The organism is Aquabacterium sp., from assembly GCF_044226965.1.
Lineage (GTDB): Bacteria > Pseudomonadota > Gammaproteobacteria > Burkholderiales > Burkholderiaceae_C > Pseudaquabacterium.
The window spans coordinates 128,348-145,514 of the sequence record NZ_JBGAGA010000001.1; the positions used below are offsets into that span (position 1 = coordinate 128,348).

The 17,167-nt window shown below is 69.0% G+C and carries 18 protein-coding genes; 14 read left to right on the top strand and 4 right to left on the bottom strand.

Annotation, left to right across the window (positions count from 1 at the left end):
• The first annotated feature begins 2 nt into the window (after positions 1–2).
• Genes ACILR4_RS00650 through ACILR4_RS00665 form a run of 4 tightly spaced genes read left to right on the top strand, consistent with a single transcriptional unit; the run spans position 3 to position 1,946 of the window.
• On the top strand, positions 3–128 hold the full coding sequence (locus tag ACILR4_RS00650; RefSeq protein ID WP_395698867.1) for a cytochrome oxidase small assembly protein: 126 nt from the start codon (positions 3–5) through the stop codon (positions 126–128).
• 43 nt (positions 129–171) lie between these two features.
• Complete coding sequence (locus ACILR4_RS00655) at positions 172–780, top strand: cytochrome c oxidase assembly protein (protein ID WP_395698868.1); 609 nt, start codon at positions 172–174, stop codon at positions 778–780.
• On the top strand, positions 777–1,007 hold the full coding sequence (locus ACILR4_RS00660) for a DUF2970 domain-containing protein (RefSeq protein ID WP_395698869.1): 231 nt from the start codon (positions 777–779) through the stop codon (positions 1,005–1,007). Before ACILR4_RS00655 ends, ACILR4_RS00660 begins: the two co-directional genes overlap by 4 nt.
• A gap of 54 nt (positions 1,008–1,061) precedes the next feature.
• Complete coding sequence (locus ACILR4_RS00665) at positions 1,062–1,946, top strand: cytochrome c oxidase subunit 3 (protein WP_395698870.1); 885 nt, start codon at positions 1,062–1,064, stop codon at positions 1,944–1,946.
• A 67-nt stretch (positions 1,947–2,013) separates the two neighbouring features.
• On the opposite strand, the gene ACILR4_RS00670 is transcribed toward ACILR4_RS00665, so the two are convergent.
• Positions 2,014–2,238 carry a DUF2909 domain-containing protein gene (locus ACILR4_RS00670; protein WP_395698871.1) on the bottom strand — a complete coding sequence of 75 codons (225 nt, stop codon included), beginning with the start codon at positions 2,236–2,238 and terminating at the stop codon, positions 2,014–2,016.
• 30 nt (positions 2,239–2,268) lie between these two features.
• Here ACILR4_RS00670 and ACILR4_RS00675 point away from each other — a divergent pair, with 30 nt between their 5' ends.
• The 5 genes from ACILR4_RS00675 to ACILR4_RS00695 are packed head-to-tail and all read left to right on the top strand — an operon-like array spanning position 2,269 to position 6,324.
• On the top strand, positions 2,269–3,000 hold the full coding sequence (locus tag ACILR4_RS00675; RefSeq protein ID WP_395698872.1) for an SURF1 family protein: 732 nt from the start codon (positions 2,269–2,271) through the stop codon (positions 2,998–3,000).
• 10 nt (positions 3,001–3,010) lie between these two features.
• On the top strand, positions 3,011–3,670 hold the full coding sequence (locus tag ACILR4_RS00680; protein WP_395698873.1) for an SCO family protein: 660 nt from the start codon (positions 3,011–3,013) through the stop codon (positions 3,668–3,670).
• A 22-nt stretch (positions 3,671–3,692) separates the two neighbouring features.
• Positions 3,693–4,802: a heme A synthase gene (locus tag ACILR4_RS00685; RefSeq protein ID WP_395698874.1), complete on the top strand. Its 1,110-nt coding sequence runs from the start codon at positions 3,693–3,695 to the stop codon at positions 4,800–4,802.
• A 14-nt stretch (positions 4,803–4,816) separates the two neighbouring features.
• Positions 4,817–5,722, top strand: coding sequence for a heme o synthase (gene cyoE / locus ACILR4_RS00690; protein WP_395698875.1), 906 nt, complete (start codon positions 4,817–4,819; stop codon positions 5,720–5,722).
• On the top strand, positions 5,710–6,324 hold the full coding sequence (locus tag ACILR4_RS00695; RefSeq protein ID WP_395698876.1) for an SCO family protein: 615 nt from the start codon (positions 5,710–5,712) through the stop codon (positions 6,322–6,324). Before cyoE ends, ACILR4_RS00695 begins: the two co-directional genes overlap by 13 nt.
• An 18-nt stretch (positions 6,325–6,342) precedes the next feature.
• On the opposite strand, the gene rpoH is transcribed toward ACILR4_RS00695, so the two are convergent.
• The 3 genes from rpoH to ychF all read right to left on the bottom strand — a co-directional run bounded on the left by rpoH (position 6,343) and on the right by ychF (position 11,793).
• On the bottom strand, positions 6,343–7,266 hold the full coding sequence (gene rpoH, locus ACILR4_RS00700; protein WP_395698948.1) for an RNA polymerase sigma factor RpoH: 924 nt from the start codon (positions 7,264–7,266) through the stop codon (positions 6,343–6,345).
• A 143-nt stretch (positions 7,267–7,409) separates the two neighbouring features.
• Positions 7,410–10,562, bottom strand: coding sequence for a CHASE domain-containing protein (locus ACILR4_RS00705; protein ID WP_395698877.1), 3,153 nt, complete (start codon positions 10,560–10,562; stop codon positions 7,410–7,412).
• 136 nt (positions 10,563–10,698) lie between these two features.
• A complete protein-coding gene (gene ychF, locus ACILR4_RS00710; protein ID WP_395698878.1) occupies positions 10,699–11,793 on the bottom strand; it encodes a redox-regulated ATPase YchF in 1,095 nt (364 codons plus the stop codon).
• A 99-nt stretch (positions 11,794–11,892) separates the two neighbouring features.
• Here ychF and ACILR4_RS00715 point away from each other — a divergent pair, with 99 nt between their 5' ends.
• The 5 genes from ACILR4_RS00715 (at position 11,893) to ACILR4_RS00735 (ending at position 17,163) form a co-directional block, all read left to right on the top strand.
• Positions 11,893–12,999, top strand: a complete 1,107-nt coding sequence (locus ACILR4_RS00715; RefSeq protein WP_395698879.1) for an FAD-dependent monooxygenase — start codon at positions 11,893–11,895, stop codon at positions 12,997–12,999.
• 21 nt (positions 13,000–13,020) lie between these two features.
• Positions 13,021–13,749: a DsbC family protein gene (locus ACILR4_RS00720; protein WP_395698949.1), complete on the top strand. Its 729-nt coding sequence runs from the start codon at positions 13,021–13,023 to the stop codon at positions 13,747–13,749.
• 65 nt (positions 13,750–13,814) lie between these two features.
• Positions 13,815–14,261 carry a DUF3429 domain-containing protein gene (locus ACILR4_RS00725; RefSeq protein ID WP_395698880.1) on the top strand — a complete coding sequence of 149 codons (447 nt, stop codon included), beginning with the start codon at positions 13,815–13,817 and terminating at the stop codon, positions 14,259–14,261.
• Positions 14,262–14,264: 3 nt separating this feature from the next.
• A complete protein-coding gene (locus ACILR4_RS00730) occupies positions 14,265–15,995 on the top strand; it encodes a M61 family metallopeptidase (protein ID WP_395698881.1) in 1,731 nt (576 codons plus the stop codon).
• On the top strand, positions 15,988–17,163 hold the full coding sequence (locus tag ACILR4_RS00735) for a DUF3108 domain-containing protein (RefSeq protein ID WP_395698882.1): 1,176 nt from the start codon (positions 15,988–15,990) through the stop codon (positions 17,161–17,163). Before ACILR4_RS00730 ends, ACILR4_RS00735 begins: the two co-directional genes overlap by 8 nt.
• Positions 17,164–17,167 lie beyond the last annotated feature (4 nt).

Genomic DNA, 17,167 nt, shown 5'->3' on the forward strand with positions numbered 1-17,167 from the left:
CCATGAATGCGACGGACCGCGAAGCGCAGCAACGCAAGGCCAATGTGCGGCTGGCGCTGATCCTGGCGTCGGTGGCGCTGATGCTCGGGCTCGGCTTCGTGGCCAAGATCGTGTTCCTCGGCCGCTGAGGCGGCCGCACCGAATCCGCGTCAGCCCATGGCCCTGCCTGCAATGCCCTCCGCCCTGCGCAGCGACAACCTGCGCATGATGGGCAAGCTCGCGGTCATCGTGCTGGCGATGTTCGGCTTCGGCTACGCACTGGTGCCGCTGTATCGCACGATCTGTGACGCTCTGGGCATCAACGTGCTGACGCTCAACGAGCGCATCACCTCGGCAGGCCTGGGCGGCACGCGCGAGCGCAAGGCCAGCACGCAGATCGACTACAGCCGCAGCGTGACGATCGAGTTCGATGCCAACGCCCGGGGGCCCTGGGACTTCAAGCCCGCCGTGCGGTCGTTGCAGGTGCATCCGGGCGAGCTGACCACGGTGATGTACGAGTTCCGCAACGTCCAGAACCGGACCATGGCCGCCCAGGCGATCCCGAGCTATGCACCGATGCAGGCCGCAGCCCACTTCACCAAGCTCGAGTGCTTCTGCTTCAACGAGTACACGCTGAAGCCGGGCGAAAGCAAACAGTGGCCGGTGGTGTTCTACGTGGACCCGAAGCTGCCGAAGGACGTCACGACGATCACCTTGTCGTACACCTTCTTCGAAGTGGGCGGCAAGGTGCAGCCCGCGCCGAAGACGGCCGCGGCCGAGTCCGGGAAGGTCGGCACATGAGCGAAGAGCTGAAGAGCGCCACCTCGCGCAAGGCCTCGCCGCTGCAGACGATGCGGGCGGTGGCCTGGTCATTCTTCGGCATTCGCCGATCGGCCGATTACGAGAAGGACGTGGCCCAGCTGAATCCGGTGCATGTGATCATCGCCGGCATCCTGGGCGCAGCGATTTTTGTCGGCGGCCTGGTGCTGCTGGTGCGATGGGTGGTCAACAGCGGGGTCGCCAGCTAGGCGGGTCGCCCACCCAGACTACAGGTTGATTTGGTTTCGAGGAGAGCACACGAGATGTCCGCAGCGACGCCCCACGGGCAAACGCCCTATTACTTCATTCCGGCACCGTCGCGCCACCCGGCGATGGCCGCGCTCGGCCTGTTCTTCGTGATCCTGGGTGCCGGCCAGTGGGTCAATGGCAACGACTGGGGCAAGTGGTCGCTGCTCCTCGGGCTGTTCATCTGGCTGTCCACGCTGTTCGCGTGGTTCCGCGACGCCATCGGCGAGAGCGAAGGCGGGCTGTACTCCGAGCGGGTGGACGTGTCCTACCGCTGGAGCATGAGCTGGTTCATCTTCTCCGAGGTGATGTTCTTCGCGGCCTTCTTCGGTGCGCTGTACTGGGCGCGCGCCTTCGCGCTGCCGATGCTGGGCAACCTGGACCACCAGGTGCTGTGGCCCGACTTCAAGGCCATCTGGCCGAGCATTGCGGCGGGAAGCACGGCGTCGCCGGCCGGCACGGTGGAAGCCTTCACGACGATGGGCCCCTGGCCGATCCCGACGGTGAACACCGCGATCCTGCTCACCTCCGGCGGCACGCTGACCATTGCGCACCACGCGCTGCTGGCCAATCATCGGTCGAAGACGATCTTCTGGATGTGGGTCACGGTGCTGCTGGGCATCACCTTCCTCTGCTTCCAGGCCTACGAGTACATCCACGCCTATCACGAGCTCAATCTGAAGCTCACTTCGGGCATCTACGGCTCGACCTTCTTCATGTTGACCGGCTTCCACGGCTTCCATGTGTTCGTCGGCATGCTGATGCTCACCTTCATCACGCTGCGGCTGATGAAAGGCCACTTCACCCCGAAGCGTCACTTCGGCTTCGAAGGCGCGGCCTGGTACTGGCACTTCGTCGACGTGGTGTGGCTGGGCCTTTACTTCCTGGTCTACTGGCTCTGATCCGGCCCGGAACCTGACAGCACAACGCCGCCCGCGGGCGGCGTTGTCGTTGGTGAAGGGCCTGGCGTCACCGGCCGGTCGGCAGACCGGTGGGGCGGATCCAGCCGAAGTGCCAGGACAGCAGGATGAACAGGAACAGCGAGATCGACAGCGCGACCCGCAGTGCCAGCGCCCAGGCCATGCGCTTGTTGCGGGCCGCCGGGTTGTCGTCGCCCTTGCGCAGCATGAACACGCCGGCGCTCGCCAGCACGCCCAGCACCAGCATCAGCGTGATGACGATGAGAGTCTTCATGGCGGCGGATTATCCGGGGGGATGGGGCTGATGCGCTCGCCCGCGGCTTCTCGCTGGCTCGTCCTGCTTGCCGCGCTGCTGGCAGCGGCGCTGACGGCGAGGCTGGGTTTCTGGCAGCTCGATCGGGCGCGTCAGAAGATCGCTTTGCACGACGAGATCGAGCAGCGCGGCGCGCAAGCGCCCATCGCAGCCGCCGACCTGGCCCGCGACAGCGACACCGCGGCGCAGCAGCACTACCGGCCGATCCGGGTGCAGGGCCGCTGGCTGTCGCGGCACGTCGTGTACCTCGACAACCGGCAGCTCGATGGCCGCCCCGGCTTCATCGTGCTGACGCCGCTGCTGCTGGCGCCGGGCGATGCGGTGCTGGTGCAGCGCGGCTGGGTGCCACGCGACCGTGAGCAGCGAACGCGGCTGGTGCCGGTGGACACGCCCGATGGCGAGGTCAGCATCGCCGGCCGAGTGGCCCCACCACCTTCGGCGCTGTTCGCCATGGGCAGCGAGGAGGCCGGCATGATCCGGCAGAATGTCGCGGTGGCTGACTTCGCGCGCGAGATCGGTGTGGCGTTGCGGCCGCTGTCGATCCAGCAGCTGGAGCCTCCGTCGGCGCCGACCGACCTGCTGCAGCGCCGCTGGCCGCTGCCGGCACTCGATGTTGGCAAGCACCATGGTTATGCCTTTCAGTGGTTCGCGCTCAGCGCGCTCATCACCGGCCTTTATGTCTGGTTCCAACTCATCCGCCCCCGACGTCGCGCCGCCCGCTGAACCACTGAGCATGACGGTCCATGCAATGCCTCCCGCCGCACTCGTCGGCGACGAGGCTGGCGACAGCCAGCGCATGCGCCGTGGTCGCATCAAGATGCTGGTGGTGTTCGCGATCTGCGCGGCGCCCGTGGTGGCCAGCTACTTCATGTATTACGTCGTGCGCCCAAGTGGTGCTGGCGCCGCCTACAGCACGCTGATCCAGCCCAGCGCCCCGTTGCCGGCCGTCGAGGCCCGCACGCTGGACGGCCAGCCGGTCGCGCTGCGTTCGTTGAGGGGGCAGTGGCTGCTGGTCGTGGTCGGCGACGGCAGTTGCGACCCGGCCTGCGAGAAGCGCCTGTTCCTGCAGCGCCAGCTGCGCGAGATGACAGGCCGAGAGCGCGATCGCATCGACAAGCTCTGGCTCGTGACCGACGACGCGATGCCCGGCGCCGCGCTGCGCGCCGCGCTGGCGGCCAATCCGGCCACGCAGGTGCTGCGGCTGCCCCGGGCGACGGTCGCGGCCTGGTTGAAGCCGGCGGCCGGCCATGCGCTGGAGGACCACGTGTACCTCGTCGACCCGATGGGCGAATGGATGATGCGTGCGCCAGCCGATCCCGATCCGAGCAAGCTGAAGCGCGATCTGGAACGGCTGCTACGCGCGTCGGCCGGCTGGGACCAGCCCGGACGCTGAAGCGGGACCCCGGGGGAGAACGATGGACCTGGCGCACGATCCGGCGTCGCTGCTGCGGCTGGCCGCCCTGGCCGTGACGGTGGCCCTGGCGCCGTTGTCCTGGTGGTGGCTGCGGCAGCGGGGCGCCGACAGCCGTGCCCGGCTCGCCGCGCTGACGGCGCTGACGCTGTTTCTCACCTTCGATCTCATCCTGTTCGGCGCCTTCACCCGGCTGACCGATTCCGGACTGGGCTGTCCGGACTGGCCCGGGTGCTACGGGCAGGCGAGCCCGGTGGGCGCCGGCGCCCACATCGAAGCGGCGCAGGCGGCCATGCCCAGCGGGCCGGTGACCTGGTCCAAGGCCTGGATCGAGATGGTCCATCGCTACCTGGCGATGGTCGTCGGCCTGCTGATCCTGGTGGCTGCGGCGTTCGCCTGGCGCATCCGTGCGCGCCTGCCGCATTCGCCCTGGTGGGCCCTTGCCACGCTGGCCTGGGTCGTCGTGCAGGGCCTGTTTGGCAAGTACACCGTCACCTTGAAGCTGTACCCCGCGGTGGTGACGCTGCACCTGCTGGGCGCGACCGTCCTGCTGCTGCTGCTGGTGCTGCAGCATGAATCCTTTGCCAACCGGCCGCTGTCGCGCGGCATGGCGCGCCGACCCGTCCTGCTGGTGCTGGCGCTGGTGGTGGTGCAGATGGCCTTGGGTGGCTGGGTCAGCACGAACTACGCCGTGCTGGCCTGCCGGGGTTTCCCCAGCTGCAACGGCCAGTGGTGGCCGGCGATGGACTGGGGGCATGCCTTCACCCTGTTGCGCGAGCTGGGCCGCGCCGGCCACGGTGGGCTGCTGCCGTTCGAAGCCCTGGTGGCGATCCACTGGACCCACCGTCTGTTCGCGCTGGTGGCCCTGACGGCCCTGTCCTGGCTGGTCCTGCGCCTTCACCGCGTCGGCGATGTCGACCATCGCCGCTACGCGCGCTGGCTGTTGCTGTTGACGCTGGCACAGGCCGGCAGCGGCCTGTCGAACGTCGTGCTGGACTGGCCGATTCTTGCCGCGCTGGCGCACAGCGGCGGTGCCGCCGCGCTGGCGGGCGTGCTGGCATCGCTGGCCGTCCGCTTGTCCCCCCAGGGCGCTGCGCACAGCCCGGCCGCCTAGAATCCGGGCCCTCGATGAGCCAGACCCTCGCCACCTCGCCCCAGACTGCGTCCCGTTGGTCGCAGTACATGGTGCTGACCAAGCCGCGCGTGGTGCAGTTGATCGTCTTCTGCGCCGTCATCGGCATGCTGCTGGCCGAGCCGGGCTGGCCTGACCTGCGTGTTGCGTTGCCCGCAGCCATCGGCATCTGGCTGGTGGCCAGCGCGGCGGCAGCGTTCAACTGCCTGGTCGAGCAGCAGATCGATCGCAAGATGGCCCGCACCGCGTGGCGGCCCACCGCCAAGGGCGAGCTGAGCAATGTGCAGGCGCTGGTGTTCTCGATGCTGCTGGGCCTGTCGGGCAGCGCATTGCTGTACCTCTTGGTGAACCCGCTGACCATGTGGCTGACCTTCGCCACCTTCGTGGGCTACGCGGTGATCTACACGGTGGTCTTGAAGCCGCTGACGCCACAGAACATCGTGATCGGCGGTGCGTCCGGCGCGATGCCGCCGGTGCTGGGCTGGGCGGCCATGCGCGGCGATGTCGGCCCCGAGGCGCTGGTGATGTGCCTGATCATCTTCCTGTGGACCCCGCCGCACTTCTGGGCGCTGGCGCTTTACCGGGTGGAGGACTACCGCCGCTCCGGGCTGCCGATGCTGCCAGTGACGCATGGCGCCGAGTTCACGCGCCTCAACGTCTTCCTGTACACGCTGGTGCTGTTTGCCGCGACGCTGCTGCCCTTCGTCATCGGCATGAGCGGCTGGCTGTACCTGGCCTGCGCGGTGGTGCTCGGCCTGTGGTTCATCGGACTGGCTTTCGCGCTCTGGCAGGACTACAGCGACGCGCTGGCACGCAGGACCTTCCGCTTCTCGATCCTGCATCTGTCGCTGCTGTTTGCGGCGCTGCTGCTTGACCACTACCTGATGCCATGGCTGCATTGATTCAACGCCGCCGGATCCTGGCTGCCCTGTTCGGCAGCGCGGCCCTGCTGGCCGCTTGCGACAAGGCGCCCGGCAGCCGACCCAGCTTCAAGGCGATCGACATCACCGGCGCCGACTATGCGCGTGACTTCTCGCTGCCCGATGCGGATGGCCAGCTTCGCAGCCTGGCGGACTTCAAGGGCAAGGTCGTGGTTGTCTTCTTCGGCTACACCCAATGCCCGGATGTCTGTCCGACGACGCTGGCCGAACTGGCCGAGGTCAAGCGGGCGCTGGGGACGGATGGTGCCAAGGTACAGGGGGTGTTCATCACCGTCGACCCCGAGCGCGACACGCCGGCCCTGCTGAAGGCCTATGTCGGCAACTTCGGCCCGGACCAGATCGGGCTGCGTGGCACGCCTGAGCAGACCCAGGCCCTGGCCAAGCAGTTCAAGGTGTTCTACGCCAAGGTGCCGGGCAAGACCGAGGGCAGCTACACGGTCGACCACACGGCGGGCTCCTACGTGTTCGACACGCAGGGCCGCATCCGCCTTTTCACGCGCTACGGCAGCGGCAGCAAGGCGCTGGCCGACGACCTGCGGCTCTTGCTCGCCGAAACCCCCTGAAGGCAGCGGCTGGCGCCCTCAGGCGGCCATCTCCATCGCCTTGCGCATTTTCTTCATGGCCGCCACTTCAATCTGGCGGATGCGCTCTGCGCTGACACCGTACTCGGCAGCCAGTTCATGCAGGGTCATGCCGCCGCTGGCGTCGTCGTTGACCTTCAGCCAGCGCTCTTCGACGATGCGACGGCTGCGTGGGTCGAGTACGGCCAGCGCCTGAGTCAGGCCATCCGATGCCAGCGCATCGCGGCGGCGCGCTTCTAGCACCTGGGTGGGCTCGCCGGAATCGTCCGCCAGATACGCGATCGGTGCGTAGGTTTCTTCGCTGTCATCGGTTTGCGGCTCGAGCGCCACATCACCGCCCGACAGGCGGGTCTCCATCTCGATCACCTCGGATGGCTTGACCTTCAGTTCCTGCGCCACCCGTTCGATCTCGGCCGCCGACAAGGTGTTGCGGTGCGCATTGCCGTCGTCGGTCTCGCTCTTCAGTGACTGCTTCATCGAGCGCAGATTGAAGAACAGCTTGCGCTGGGCCTTGGTGGTGGCCAGCTTCACCATGCGCCAGTTGCGCAGGATGTATTCGTGGATCTCGGCCTTGATCCAGTGCAGCGCGTAGCTCACCAGGCGCACGCCCTGGTCCGGATCGAAGCGCTTGACGGCCTTCATCAGGCCGACGTTGCCTTCCTGGATCAGGTCGCCGTGGGGGAGGCCATAGCCCAGATACTGGCGCGACACGGAAACCACCAGGCGCAGGTGCGACAGCACCAGCCGCCCGGCGGCCTCGAGATCGCCCTGTTCGCGCAAGCGGCGCGCGAACGAGACTTCTTCTTCCTGCGACAGCATCGGCAAGCGATTCACGCTCGTGATGTAGGCATCCAGGTTGCCCAGCGAGGGCACCAGCGCCCACGGATCACGCACGGACAGAGCGGTGGAGGATGAAAGGTTCATGGAGGTGTCTGACATGCTTGGCGTGTCTTGGTTCCCAAGATATTAGCACTCTCGATGTCTGAGTGCTAAGTACCACCGTCAGGCCAGTGAATCCATCGGCAGGTCAAGGTTTGTCTTGCCAAAAACGGAAGTGATCACAAACATCAACCAAAGCGCGTATCCATTTCCCCGAGCAGGCCATCCACCAATGCCAGGAACGCGCCCAGGTTGAGCGGCTTCGTCAGGTAATGCGCCGCCCCGGCCGCCACGGCCTCGTTGATGCGGGCCGGCGTCGCGTCGGCCGAGACCACGATGATCGGAACGTCGGCTGTCCGCAGGTCGTGCTTCAGATGGCGCAGCAGTTCCAGGCCGTCGATGTCCGGCAGGTGCATGTCCAGCAGGATGAGGTCCGGCGGCGTCTGGCGGATCGCGGCCAGGCCGTCCAGCCCGGTGGCGGACACGGTCATCGTGATCTGGGGACGCTGCGCCAGGATGCCGCGCATCACCTCGGCATTGGTGTCGTTGTCCTCGACGTAGTGCACCTGGCGCTGGCGGTAGGGGGCGCTCAGCGGATCGATCAGCCCGTCGCCGCCGTCGTCGTCCACGCGCCCCGCCGCGGCCGGCAGGCTCAGCACGAAGGTGGAGCCCTGGCCCGGCTGGCTGCGCGCCAGCAACTGGCCGCCCATCAACTCGGCCAGGCGCCGGCTGATCACCAGCCCGATGCCGGTGCCTTCGATGTTGCTGTACTCACGGCCCAGCCGATTGAACGGCTGGAACAGCTCGGCCATCTGGTCTTTTGACAGGCCCATGCCGGTGTCCGTGACGCGGATCTCGACCATGCCACCGGGGGCGGCCAGCGCTTCCAGGTCGACCCGGCCGTGCGGCACGTTGTACTTCACCGCATTCGACAGCAGGTTCACCAGCACCTGCTTGAGCCGCGTGGGGTCGCCCATCACCGAGCGTGCGTCCGGGCCGATGTGCTCCCGCACCTGGATGCCGCGCTGCGCGGCCGCGGGTTCGACCATCGAGACGCAGCTGCGCAGCAGCGGCGCGACATCGATGGCCACCGTGTCGAGCCGGATCATGCCGGACTCGATGCGCGACAGGTCCAGGATGTCGTTGATCATCTCCAGCAGGTGCCAGCCGGCATGCTGGATCTGCGCGGTCCACTCGCGCTGGTGCTCGCTCAGGGCCGGCTGTCGGTCCAGCTCCAGCAATTGCGCAAAGCCCAGCATCGCGTTCAACGGGGTGCGCAGTTCGTGGCTCATGCGGGAGAGAAACTCGCTCTTCGCCCGGTTTGCCGACTCGGCCAGGTCGCGGCCGCGTTCGGCCTCGACCAGCTTCAGGTGCTCGGTGATGTCCTCGACCACCGCCACCAGGCGCTGCGGCTGGCCGGCCGCGTCGCGCAGCACGCTCAGGATCATCTGCACCCACACCGCCTGGCCGTCGCGACGCAGCAGTCGCTTGCGACGGCGCACCGATGAAGCATCGCCGCGCAGCAGTTGGGCCAGCACCTCGGCGTCGCCGGCGCGGTCTTCCTCGGGGGTCAGCTCGGCCAGCGATTTGCCGCTCAGCGATTCCAGGGTGTGCCCGAGCATGTCGCGCAGCCTGGGATTGGCTTCGCGCACACGGCTGGCCAGGTCGGCGTAGACGATGCCGATCGGCGCGTGGTCCAGGATGTTGCGCAGGCGCTGCTCGCTTTCGCGCAGGGCCTGCTCGGTGCGGGCGCGCTCGGCCATCTCGCGTTCGAGTTCCGCGGTGCGCTGTGCCACCGCCGATTCGATGCGCCGCGTGCGCCCGGTCACCACCAGCAGCAGGACCGCCAGCAGCGCAGTGGACAGCAGCCCGACGCTGGAAAACAGCCACGCATTGACGTGGCTGCCCTCGACATAGTCGGTGACGGCGGTCGAGATGCGCAGCCGCCATGGCCGTCCGGCAAAGCTGATCGGGCGCTGGAACTCATGCACGGCCGCGGGCGCGGTGTCGCAACCCGGCGGGCCGGCGAGCCGCGGCCGGGCGGCGCCGGGGTCGCTGTCGATGAGGCACCAGCGCAGGTGGCCCGGCTGGTCCTTCATCGCGGCGGCCAGCGACTGGTCCATGCGCAGCGTCACGAAGACGACGCCGGTGAGGGCTTCGGCCCGTTCGGCCGCGGCCGGCTCGCCGCGGTACAGCGCGCGATAGACGACCACGCCGGTCTGGTCGCCGACCTCCTGGGTGAGGCGAAACCCGGCCGAGGCGATTGGACGGTCCTCGCGGGCCGAGCGCCCGATCGCCTCACGCGCGGCCGGCACCGACATCACGTTCAAACCGAGCGCCGCGCTGTTGCGCTCGGCCGGCTCGACGAAGCGCATCACGATGCCATCGGCATCCTGCGCCGAGATCGGAGCGCTGCCCCGCTCGCGGCGTTCGAAGATGCGCAGCGCGCGGCCGTCACGGCTCGAGATGCGGCCCTCGTACTCGGCAAACCGGGCGCGCGGCACGCGCTCGCTGTAGCCGATGGCCTGCAGGTTGATCGGCAGTGCCAGCCAGGGCTCGGCCGCACGGCGCATCTCGTCGCGTGATACCTCGCCGGAGGCAAGGAACAGACTCTGCGTGGCCTGCAACGCGAAAAGTGCGTGGCTGAGCTGGGCATCCACCGCATCGGCGGCGGCCGCGGCCGTCTGCTCGAACACCGCGCGCGACCGCAAACGGTCCAGTCGCGACACCTGCACGGTGGCCACGGCCAGCAGCGTCAGCGCCGCCAGCAGCGGCAGGGCCAGCGCCATGCGGCGCGGTGCCCAGTCCGAGCGCGGCCGGCCGATCAGGCTCAGCACCACCGGCGTGCCGATCAGCACGCCCAGCGTGTCGCCAGCCCACCAGGTCCACCAGGTGAATGCCCGGGCTTCGGCCGGCAGCGCGCCTGCCAGCGACAGCGCCGTGGTGGCGGTCGACGAACTGACCAGGCAGGCCACCATCGCGCCGAACACGCAGAAGGCCATCACGTCGCGTGGCTCGGCCATGGCCCGGCCGGGGCCGCGGCGGCGCATCAGCCAGGCACCCAGCCCGGCCTGCGCGGTGGCACCCAGGGCGATGGCCAGCGTCAGCAGCTGCGCGGTCAGCGCGGGCAAGCCACGCGGCTGGGCCAGCAGAAGATTGACAGCGAACGCGCCGGCCAGCACGCCCGGCAAGGCGCGATAGCCGTAAACCAGCACCGCGGCCAACGCGATACCGGCGGGCGGGAAGATCGGCGCGGCGTAGCTCGGAGGTACTGCCAGCAGCACCGCCAGCTGACCCGCGCCCAGGTAGGCCAGCGCGGTCAGCACGGCGGGCAGCAGCAACGCGAGCAGTCCGGCAGCCGGCATCACGGGTCGGACGCCGCTTGCGCGCGCGCCCGTTCACACGCCTGTTCAGGCAGAGGGCCGAGACTACCACCGCCCACCGCGCAAAGGGGCGGCCAGCAGGCAGGGAAACCCGTCAGACGGTGAACAGGAAGTTCATCACGTCGCCATCCTTGACGACGTAGTCCTTGCCCTCGGCCCGCATGCGGCCTGCATCCTTGGCGCCTTGCTCGCCGCCATGGGCGACGAAGTCGTCGTAGGCGATGGTCTGGGCGCGGATGAAGCCGCGCTCGAAATCGGTGTGGATCACGCCGGCGGCCTGTGGCGCCGTATCACCGATATGGATCGTCCAGGCCCGCACTTCCTTGACGCCGGCGGTGAAGTAGGTCTGCAGCCCCAGCAGCTTGAAGGCGGCGCGGATCAGCCGGTTCAGGCCGGGCTCGTCCTGGCCCATCTCGGCCAGGAACAGTGCCTTGTCCTCGTCGCCCATGTCGGCCAGCTCGGCCTCGGTCTTGGCGCAGATGGCCACCACCGGCGCATCCTGCTTGGCGGCGTAGTCGCGCAGCCGATCGAGGAAGGGGTTGTTCTCGAACCCGGTTTCGCTGACGTTGCCGACGAACATCGCCGGCTTGGCGGTGATCAGGCACAGCGGCTTGAGCACGGCCTGCTCTTCCTTGCTGAAGTCGATGCTGCGCACCGGGCGGGCCTCGTTCAGCGCCGCTTCGCACTTCTTCAGCACATCCACCAGGCGCTGCGCTTCCTTGTCGCCGCCGGCCTTGGCCAGCTTGATCGAGCGCTGCAGGCTCTTTTCCACCGTCGAGAGGTCGGCCAGGCAGAGCTCGGTCTGGATCACCTCGATGTCGGCGATCGGGTCGACCTTGCCGGCCACGTGGATGACGTTGTCGTCCTCGAAACAGCGCACCACGTTGACGATCGCGTCCGTCTCGCGGATGTGCGAGAGGAACTGGTTGCCCAGGCCTTCACCCTTGCTCGCGCCGGCCACCAGGCCGGCGATGTCGACGAACTCGACGATGGCCGGCACCACCCGCTCGGGTCGCACGATCTCAGACAGCTTAGTGAGCCGGGGGTCGGGCAGCTCGACCACGCCGACGTTGGGCTCGATCGTGCAGAACGGATAGTTCTCGGCGGCGATGCCGGCCTTGGTCAGGGCATTGAACAGGGTGGACTTGCCGACGTTGGGCAAGCCAACGATGCCGCATTTGAGGCTCATGGAAGACTTTCTGGCGCTGGCCGGGCAGAGTGCGCGGCCAAAGTGCGCAAGTTTATTCGGCCGACGCCGGGGCTTTGCCGGGCTTCCTACAATCCGGGGATGGAATCGGTCGATGTCTGCATCCGCGGCAGCGGGGCGGTGGCGTTCAGCCTGGCGCTGGCCTTGTCGCGCCAGGGCCTGGACGTGGCCTTGCCGGCCGTGCCGCCCTTGCCGGCAGCCGGCGACGTGCGGGCCTATGCGCTGAATGCCGCCTCGCGCCAGCTGCTCGGCGCGCTGAAGGTCTGGGACGCGCTGCCGGCCGACGCCGTGACACCGGTGTACGACATGCATGTGGCAGGCGACGCCGCCGGTGGCGCGATCGACTTCTCGGCCTGGCGCCAGCAGGTCGAGGCGCTCGCCTGGATCGTCGATGCTGCCGAGCTGGAAGTCGCGCTGCGCACCGCCGCCCGCTTCGCGCCGCATTTGCGCCTGGCCTGTGGCGAGGTGAAGGCTGCGCTCACCGTGCTGGCCGAAGGCAAGGAATCGGCGGCGCGCGAACAGCTGGGCGTGCGCTTCGAGCGCCGGGCCTATGACCAGACGGCTCTGGCGGCCAGGCTCACCAGCACCCGGCCCCACGGCGGCCTGGCGCGCCAGTGGTTCAGATCACCCGACGTGCTGGCCTTGCTGCCGCTGGACCGGCCACAGCCCGGGCACAGCCTGGCGCTGGTCTGGTCCTTGCCGACGGCCCGGGCCGAGGCCTTGCGGCAGGCCACGGTGGCCGAGTTCGAGCAGGCCCTGAGCGAAGCCACCGCCGGCGCAGCGGGCCAGTTGTCGCTGTCGGGCGAGCGCGGCAGCTGGCCACTGGCCCTGGCGCAGGCCGATCGCCTGTGCGGGCCGGGCTGGGTGCTGGTGGGCGACGCGGCGCATGTGGTGCACCCGTTGGCCGGCCAGGGCCTCAACCTGGGCCTGGCCGATGTCGCTGCGCTGGCGCGCGTGCTGGCCGAGCGTGAAGGCTGGCGCAGCCTGGGTGACGAGACTCTGCTGCGCCGCTACGTGCGCCTGCGCGCCGGCCCGACGCGGGCCATGGCCGGGCTCACCGACGGATTGCTGCACCTCTTTGCCACCGACCAGCCAGCACTGCGGGAACTCCGCAACCGCGGCATGACTCTGCTCAACCACCTGGCGCCGATCAAGCGCCTGCTCACTGCCAGGGCGCTAGACGCCTGAAGGGACCACCCGATGACTTCGATGACGATGCTGCGCCGCGGCGCCCTGGCCTGTGCCCTGATGGCTGCGGCGTCCGCCTGGGCCGATGAAGCCGCGATCCGCAAGAACCTGAGCGAACGCCTGCCGAACCTGCCGAAGATCGACGAGGTCAGCAAGTCGCCGATCCCCGGGCTGTACGAGGTTCGCTTCGGCGGCGCCGAGATCGTCTACACGGACGAGCATGGCTCCTACCTGATCCAGGGCTCGTTGATCGATACCAAGACCCGGACCGACCTGACCCAGGCGCGCATCGACAAGCTCACCCAGATCGACTTCGCGTCGCTGCCGCTGAAGGACGCCATGCTGTTCAAGCAGGGCACCGGGGCGCGCAAGCTGGTGGTGTTTGCCGATCCGAACTGCGGCTACTGCAAGCGCATCGAGCGCGACCTGCTGACCTTGAAGGACGTCTCGATCTACACCTTCCTGTACCCGATCCTCGGCCCCGATTCCAACGTCAAGTCGCGTGACATCTGGTGCTCCAAGGATGCCGCGAAGACCTGGCGCTCGTGGATGGTGGACGGCGTCATGCCGCCGAAGTCGACGGGCGAATGCGATGTGGCTGCGCTGGACCGCAACGTCAAACTGGGCCAGAGGCACCGGGTGCAGGGCACGCCCGCGGTGGTGTTCGAAGACGGCTCGCGGGCGCCCGGCGCGCTGCCGGCCGCGCAGATCGAGGCGCGCATCGTCGCCGCCGCCGCGAAGAAGAGCTGACCAGGGCCCGCCCCGGGCCGATCCGGGCTTCGCGTCGGCGGGCCTGCGGTGACAATGCGGGCACGATGAGTGCCCCCGTTCCGCCTGAGTTGCCCCTGCCGCCGACCGCGCGGCGCCTTGCCTATGCCGGCCTGCTGCCCTTCGTGCTGGGCGCGTTGCTGGTCTGGCTGGTCAACGACACCGCGCATCCGTACGTGACCCTGGCGCTCTCGGCCTATGCGGCGCTCATCGTCTCGTTCCTGGGCGGCATCCACTGGGGCGTGGGTTTCGCGCAGGCCGATCCGCCGACCTCGTTGTTCCTGTGGGGCGTGCTGCCCTCCTTGCTGGCCTGGGTCGCGGTGATGATGCCGCCGAACGCCGGGCTGGCGCTCAATGGCGCGCTGCTGGTGCTGTGCTACCTGGTCGACCGCAAGGTCTACCCGGCGCAGGGCCTGGCGCGCTGGCTCACGCTGCGATTCCGCCTCTCGGCGGTGGCGGCCCTCAGCTGTTTTCTGGGTGCCGCGGGCACCTGAACCATGATCACCTACCGCGTCGACGTTGCCGATCCGCACAGCCACCACTACCGCGTGACGCTCACGCTGCCGCAACCGGCAGCCGAGCAGATGCTGTCGCTGCCGGTGTGGATTCCGGGCAGCTACATGGTGCGGGAATTCGGACGGCATCTGTCGCAGCTGGAGGCCCGCCAGGGCCAGCGGCCGGTGGTGTTGGAGCAGCAGGACAAGACGCGCTGGCTGGCGCGCTGCAGCGGCCGGGCGGCGCTGACCGTGAGCTACCGGGTCTACGCCTTCGACACCTCGGTGCGCACGGCCCTTCTCGATGCGCGGCGCGGCTTCTTCAATGGCACCAGCCTGTTCCTGCGGGCGCAGGGGCATGAGGCCGAGGTGCACCGTGTCACGCTCGGCCAGTTGCCCGAAGGCTGGCAGGTGGCCAGCGGCATGCGTGCGCTGGGTCCGCGCAGCTTCGAGGCCGCCGACTACGACGAACTGGCCGATCATCCGTTCGAGCTCGGCACGTTCTGGCGCGGTCGCTTCCAGGCGGGCGGCGTGCCGCACGAGTTCGTCGTGGCCGGCGCCTGGCCCGGCTTCGACGGCCAGCGCCTGCTCGACGACACCCGCCGCATCTGCGAGCAACAGATCCGCTTCTGGCACGCAGAGACGCACACCAAGCCGCCGTTCGAGCGCTACGTCTTCATGCTCAATGCCGTGGACGAAGGCTACGGCGGGCTCGAGCACCGCGCCAGCACCGCGCTCATCGCCAACCGGCGCGACCTGCCGCGCAAGGCGATGGAGGGCGTGAGCGATGGCTATGTCACGCTGCTGGGCCTGATCAGCCACGAGTACTTCCACACCTGGAACGTCAAGCGCCTGAAGCCCGCTGAATTTGCGCGTTATGACTACACGCAGGAGAACTACACGCGCCTGCTGTGGTTCTTCGAAGGCTTCACCTCGTACTACGACGACCTGCTGCTGCTGCGCGCCGGGCTGATCGATGCCGGCCGCTACCTGAAGCTGCTGGCCAAGGCCATCAATGCGGTGGCGGCGACACCCGGGCGCCATGTGCAGAGCGTGGCCGAGGCCAGCTTCGACGCCTGGGTCAAGTACTACCGCGCCGACGAGAACACGCCGAATGCCACCGTCAGCTACTACCTGAAGGGCTCGCTGGTCGGCCTGGCGCTGGACCTGCGGCTGCGCGAGCGAGGCGCATCGCTCGACGAGGTGATGCGCGCGCTGTGGCAACGCAGTGGCGGGGGGCCGATCAGCGAGGCCGACATCGCGGCCGCCCTGCGCGACGTGGGCGGCCGCGACTTCGGTCCGGAACTGCAGGCCTGGGTGCATGGCACGGCGGACCTGCCGCTGGCCGAACTGCTCGAGAGCGTGGGCGTGCAGCTGCGCAGCGAGCGCGCCGGCTGGGCGGCGTCGCTGGGCCTGCGCCTGTCCGAAGGGCCGGTGACCGGCGTGCTGGTCAAGCAGGTGCTGGCGGGCAGCGCGGCGATGAAGGCCGGGCTCTCGGCAGGGGACGAACTGCTGGCCATCGATGGCTGGCGCCTGCGCCGCTTCGACGACGCCTTGAACTGGGTCGAGCGCGGCAGGCCTTTCGAGCTGACGCTGGTGCGCGACCAGCGCCTGACGAGCCTGCGTGTCGCCCCGCAGGCGGACAACCCGCTGGCGCAGACGGTCGCGCTCTCGCTCGCCGACAAGCCGGCCAAGCCGGTGCTGGCGCGCCGGCGCGCCTGGCTCGATGGCTGAATTCGCGCTGGCCGGCGCACCGGGCCGCGGGCCCGGGCACCCGCTGTTGCGTCGGCCATCGGGCTGGCTGGTGCTGGCGCTCATCGTCGGACTGCACCTGCTGGCCGCAGATGAACTGCTGAGCGACCGCTTCGGCTGGGGCGAGGGCGAGAAAGCCCCGCCGCGCATCGAGGTGGCATTCGTGCGCGAGCTGCAGCAGGCGGCGCCGGCGCCGGTGGCGGTGCGGGCCCCCGCGGCCGAGCGCGCCTTGCCCAGCGTGACGCCCGCGCCGCCCGCGCCGGCTTCGGCGCCCCGTCGGGCCGACAAGCCGGCCCCGCCACCGCCGCAGCCCGAACCCGCGGCCCTGCCGCCGCCCCCAGCGCAGGTCGTCGCAGAAGCAGCACCGGCCCCCGCGCCGGCGCCCGAGCCAGCGCCGCCGCCGCCCGTGGTCGAGCCGGTGGCGCGTGTCGCCGAGCCGCCCCAACCCGCGCCCGCGCCCGCCGTGGCCTCGGCACCGACCGCCGAGCCTTTCGAATGGCCACCGTCCACGCGCCTGAGCTATGCGCTCAATGGCTACTACCGGGGACCCATCGAAGGCGGCAAGGCGCAGGTCGACTGGCTGCGCTCGGGTTCGCGCTACCAGGTGCGGCTGGAGGCCAGCATCGGGCCGCTGTTCTCGCGCCAGGCGTCCAGCGACGGTGAACTGGGCGATCGGGGCCTGTCGCCGCGCCGCTTCGATGGCGAGCAGAAGCAGTTGCTGCGCGCGCCGCGCCGCTGGTCGCAGCAGTTCGGACCCGAGCGCATCACGATGCCCGACGGCCGCGAGATCGACAGCGTGCCCGGCGTGCAGGACGAGGCCAGCCAGTTCGTGCAGCTCACCTGGCTGTTCACCACGCAGCCCGGCTTGCTGCAGGTGGGCAAGACGCTGGAGCTGCCGCTGGTACTGAACAAGCGCTTCTACCGCTGGATCTACGAGGTCGACCAGCAGGAGACCCTGAACCTGCCCTTTGGTCCGGTGGCGACCTACCATGTCAAGGCGCGCCGGCTGGCCGAGCGTGGCGACCTGACCCCAGAGATGTGGTTCGCGCCTTCGCTGCAGTACCTGCCCGTGCGCATCCTGCTGCGGCAGGACGAATCCACCTTCATCGACCTGACCCTGAGCAAGCCGCCGCTGCAGGCGGCCAAGTGACCCC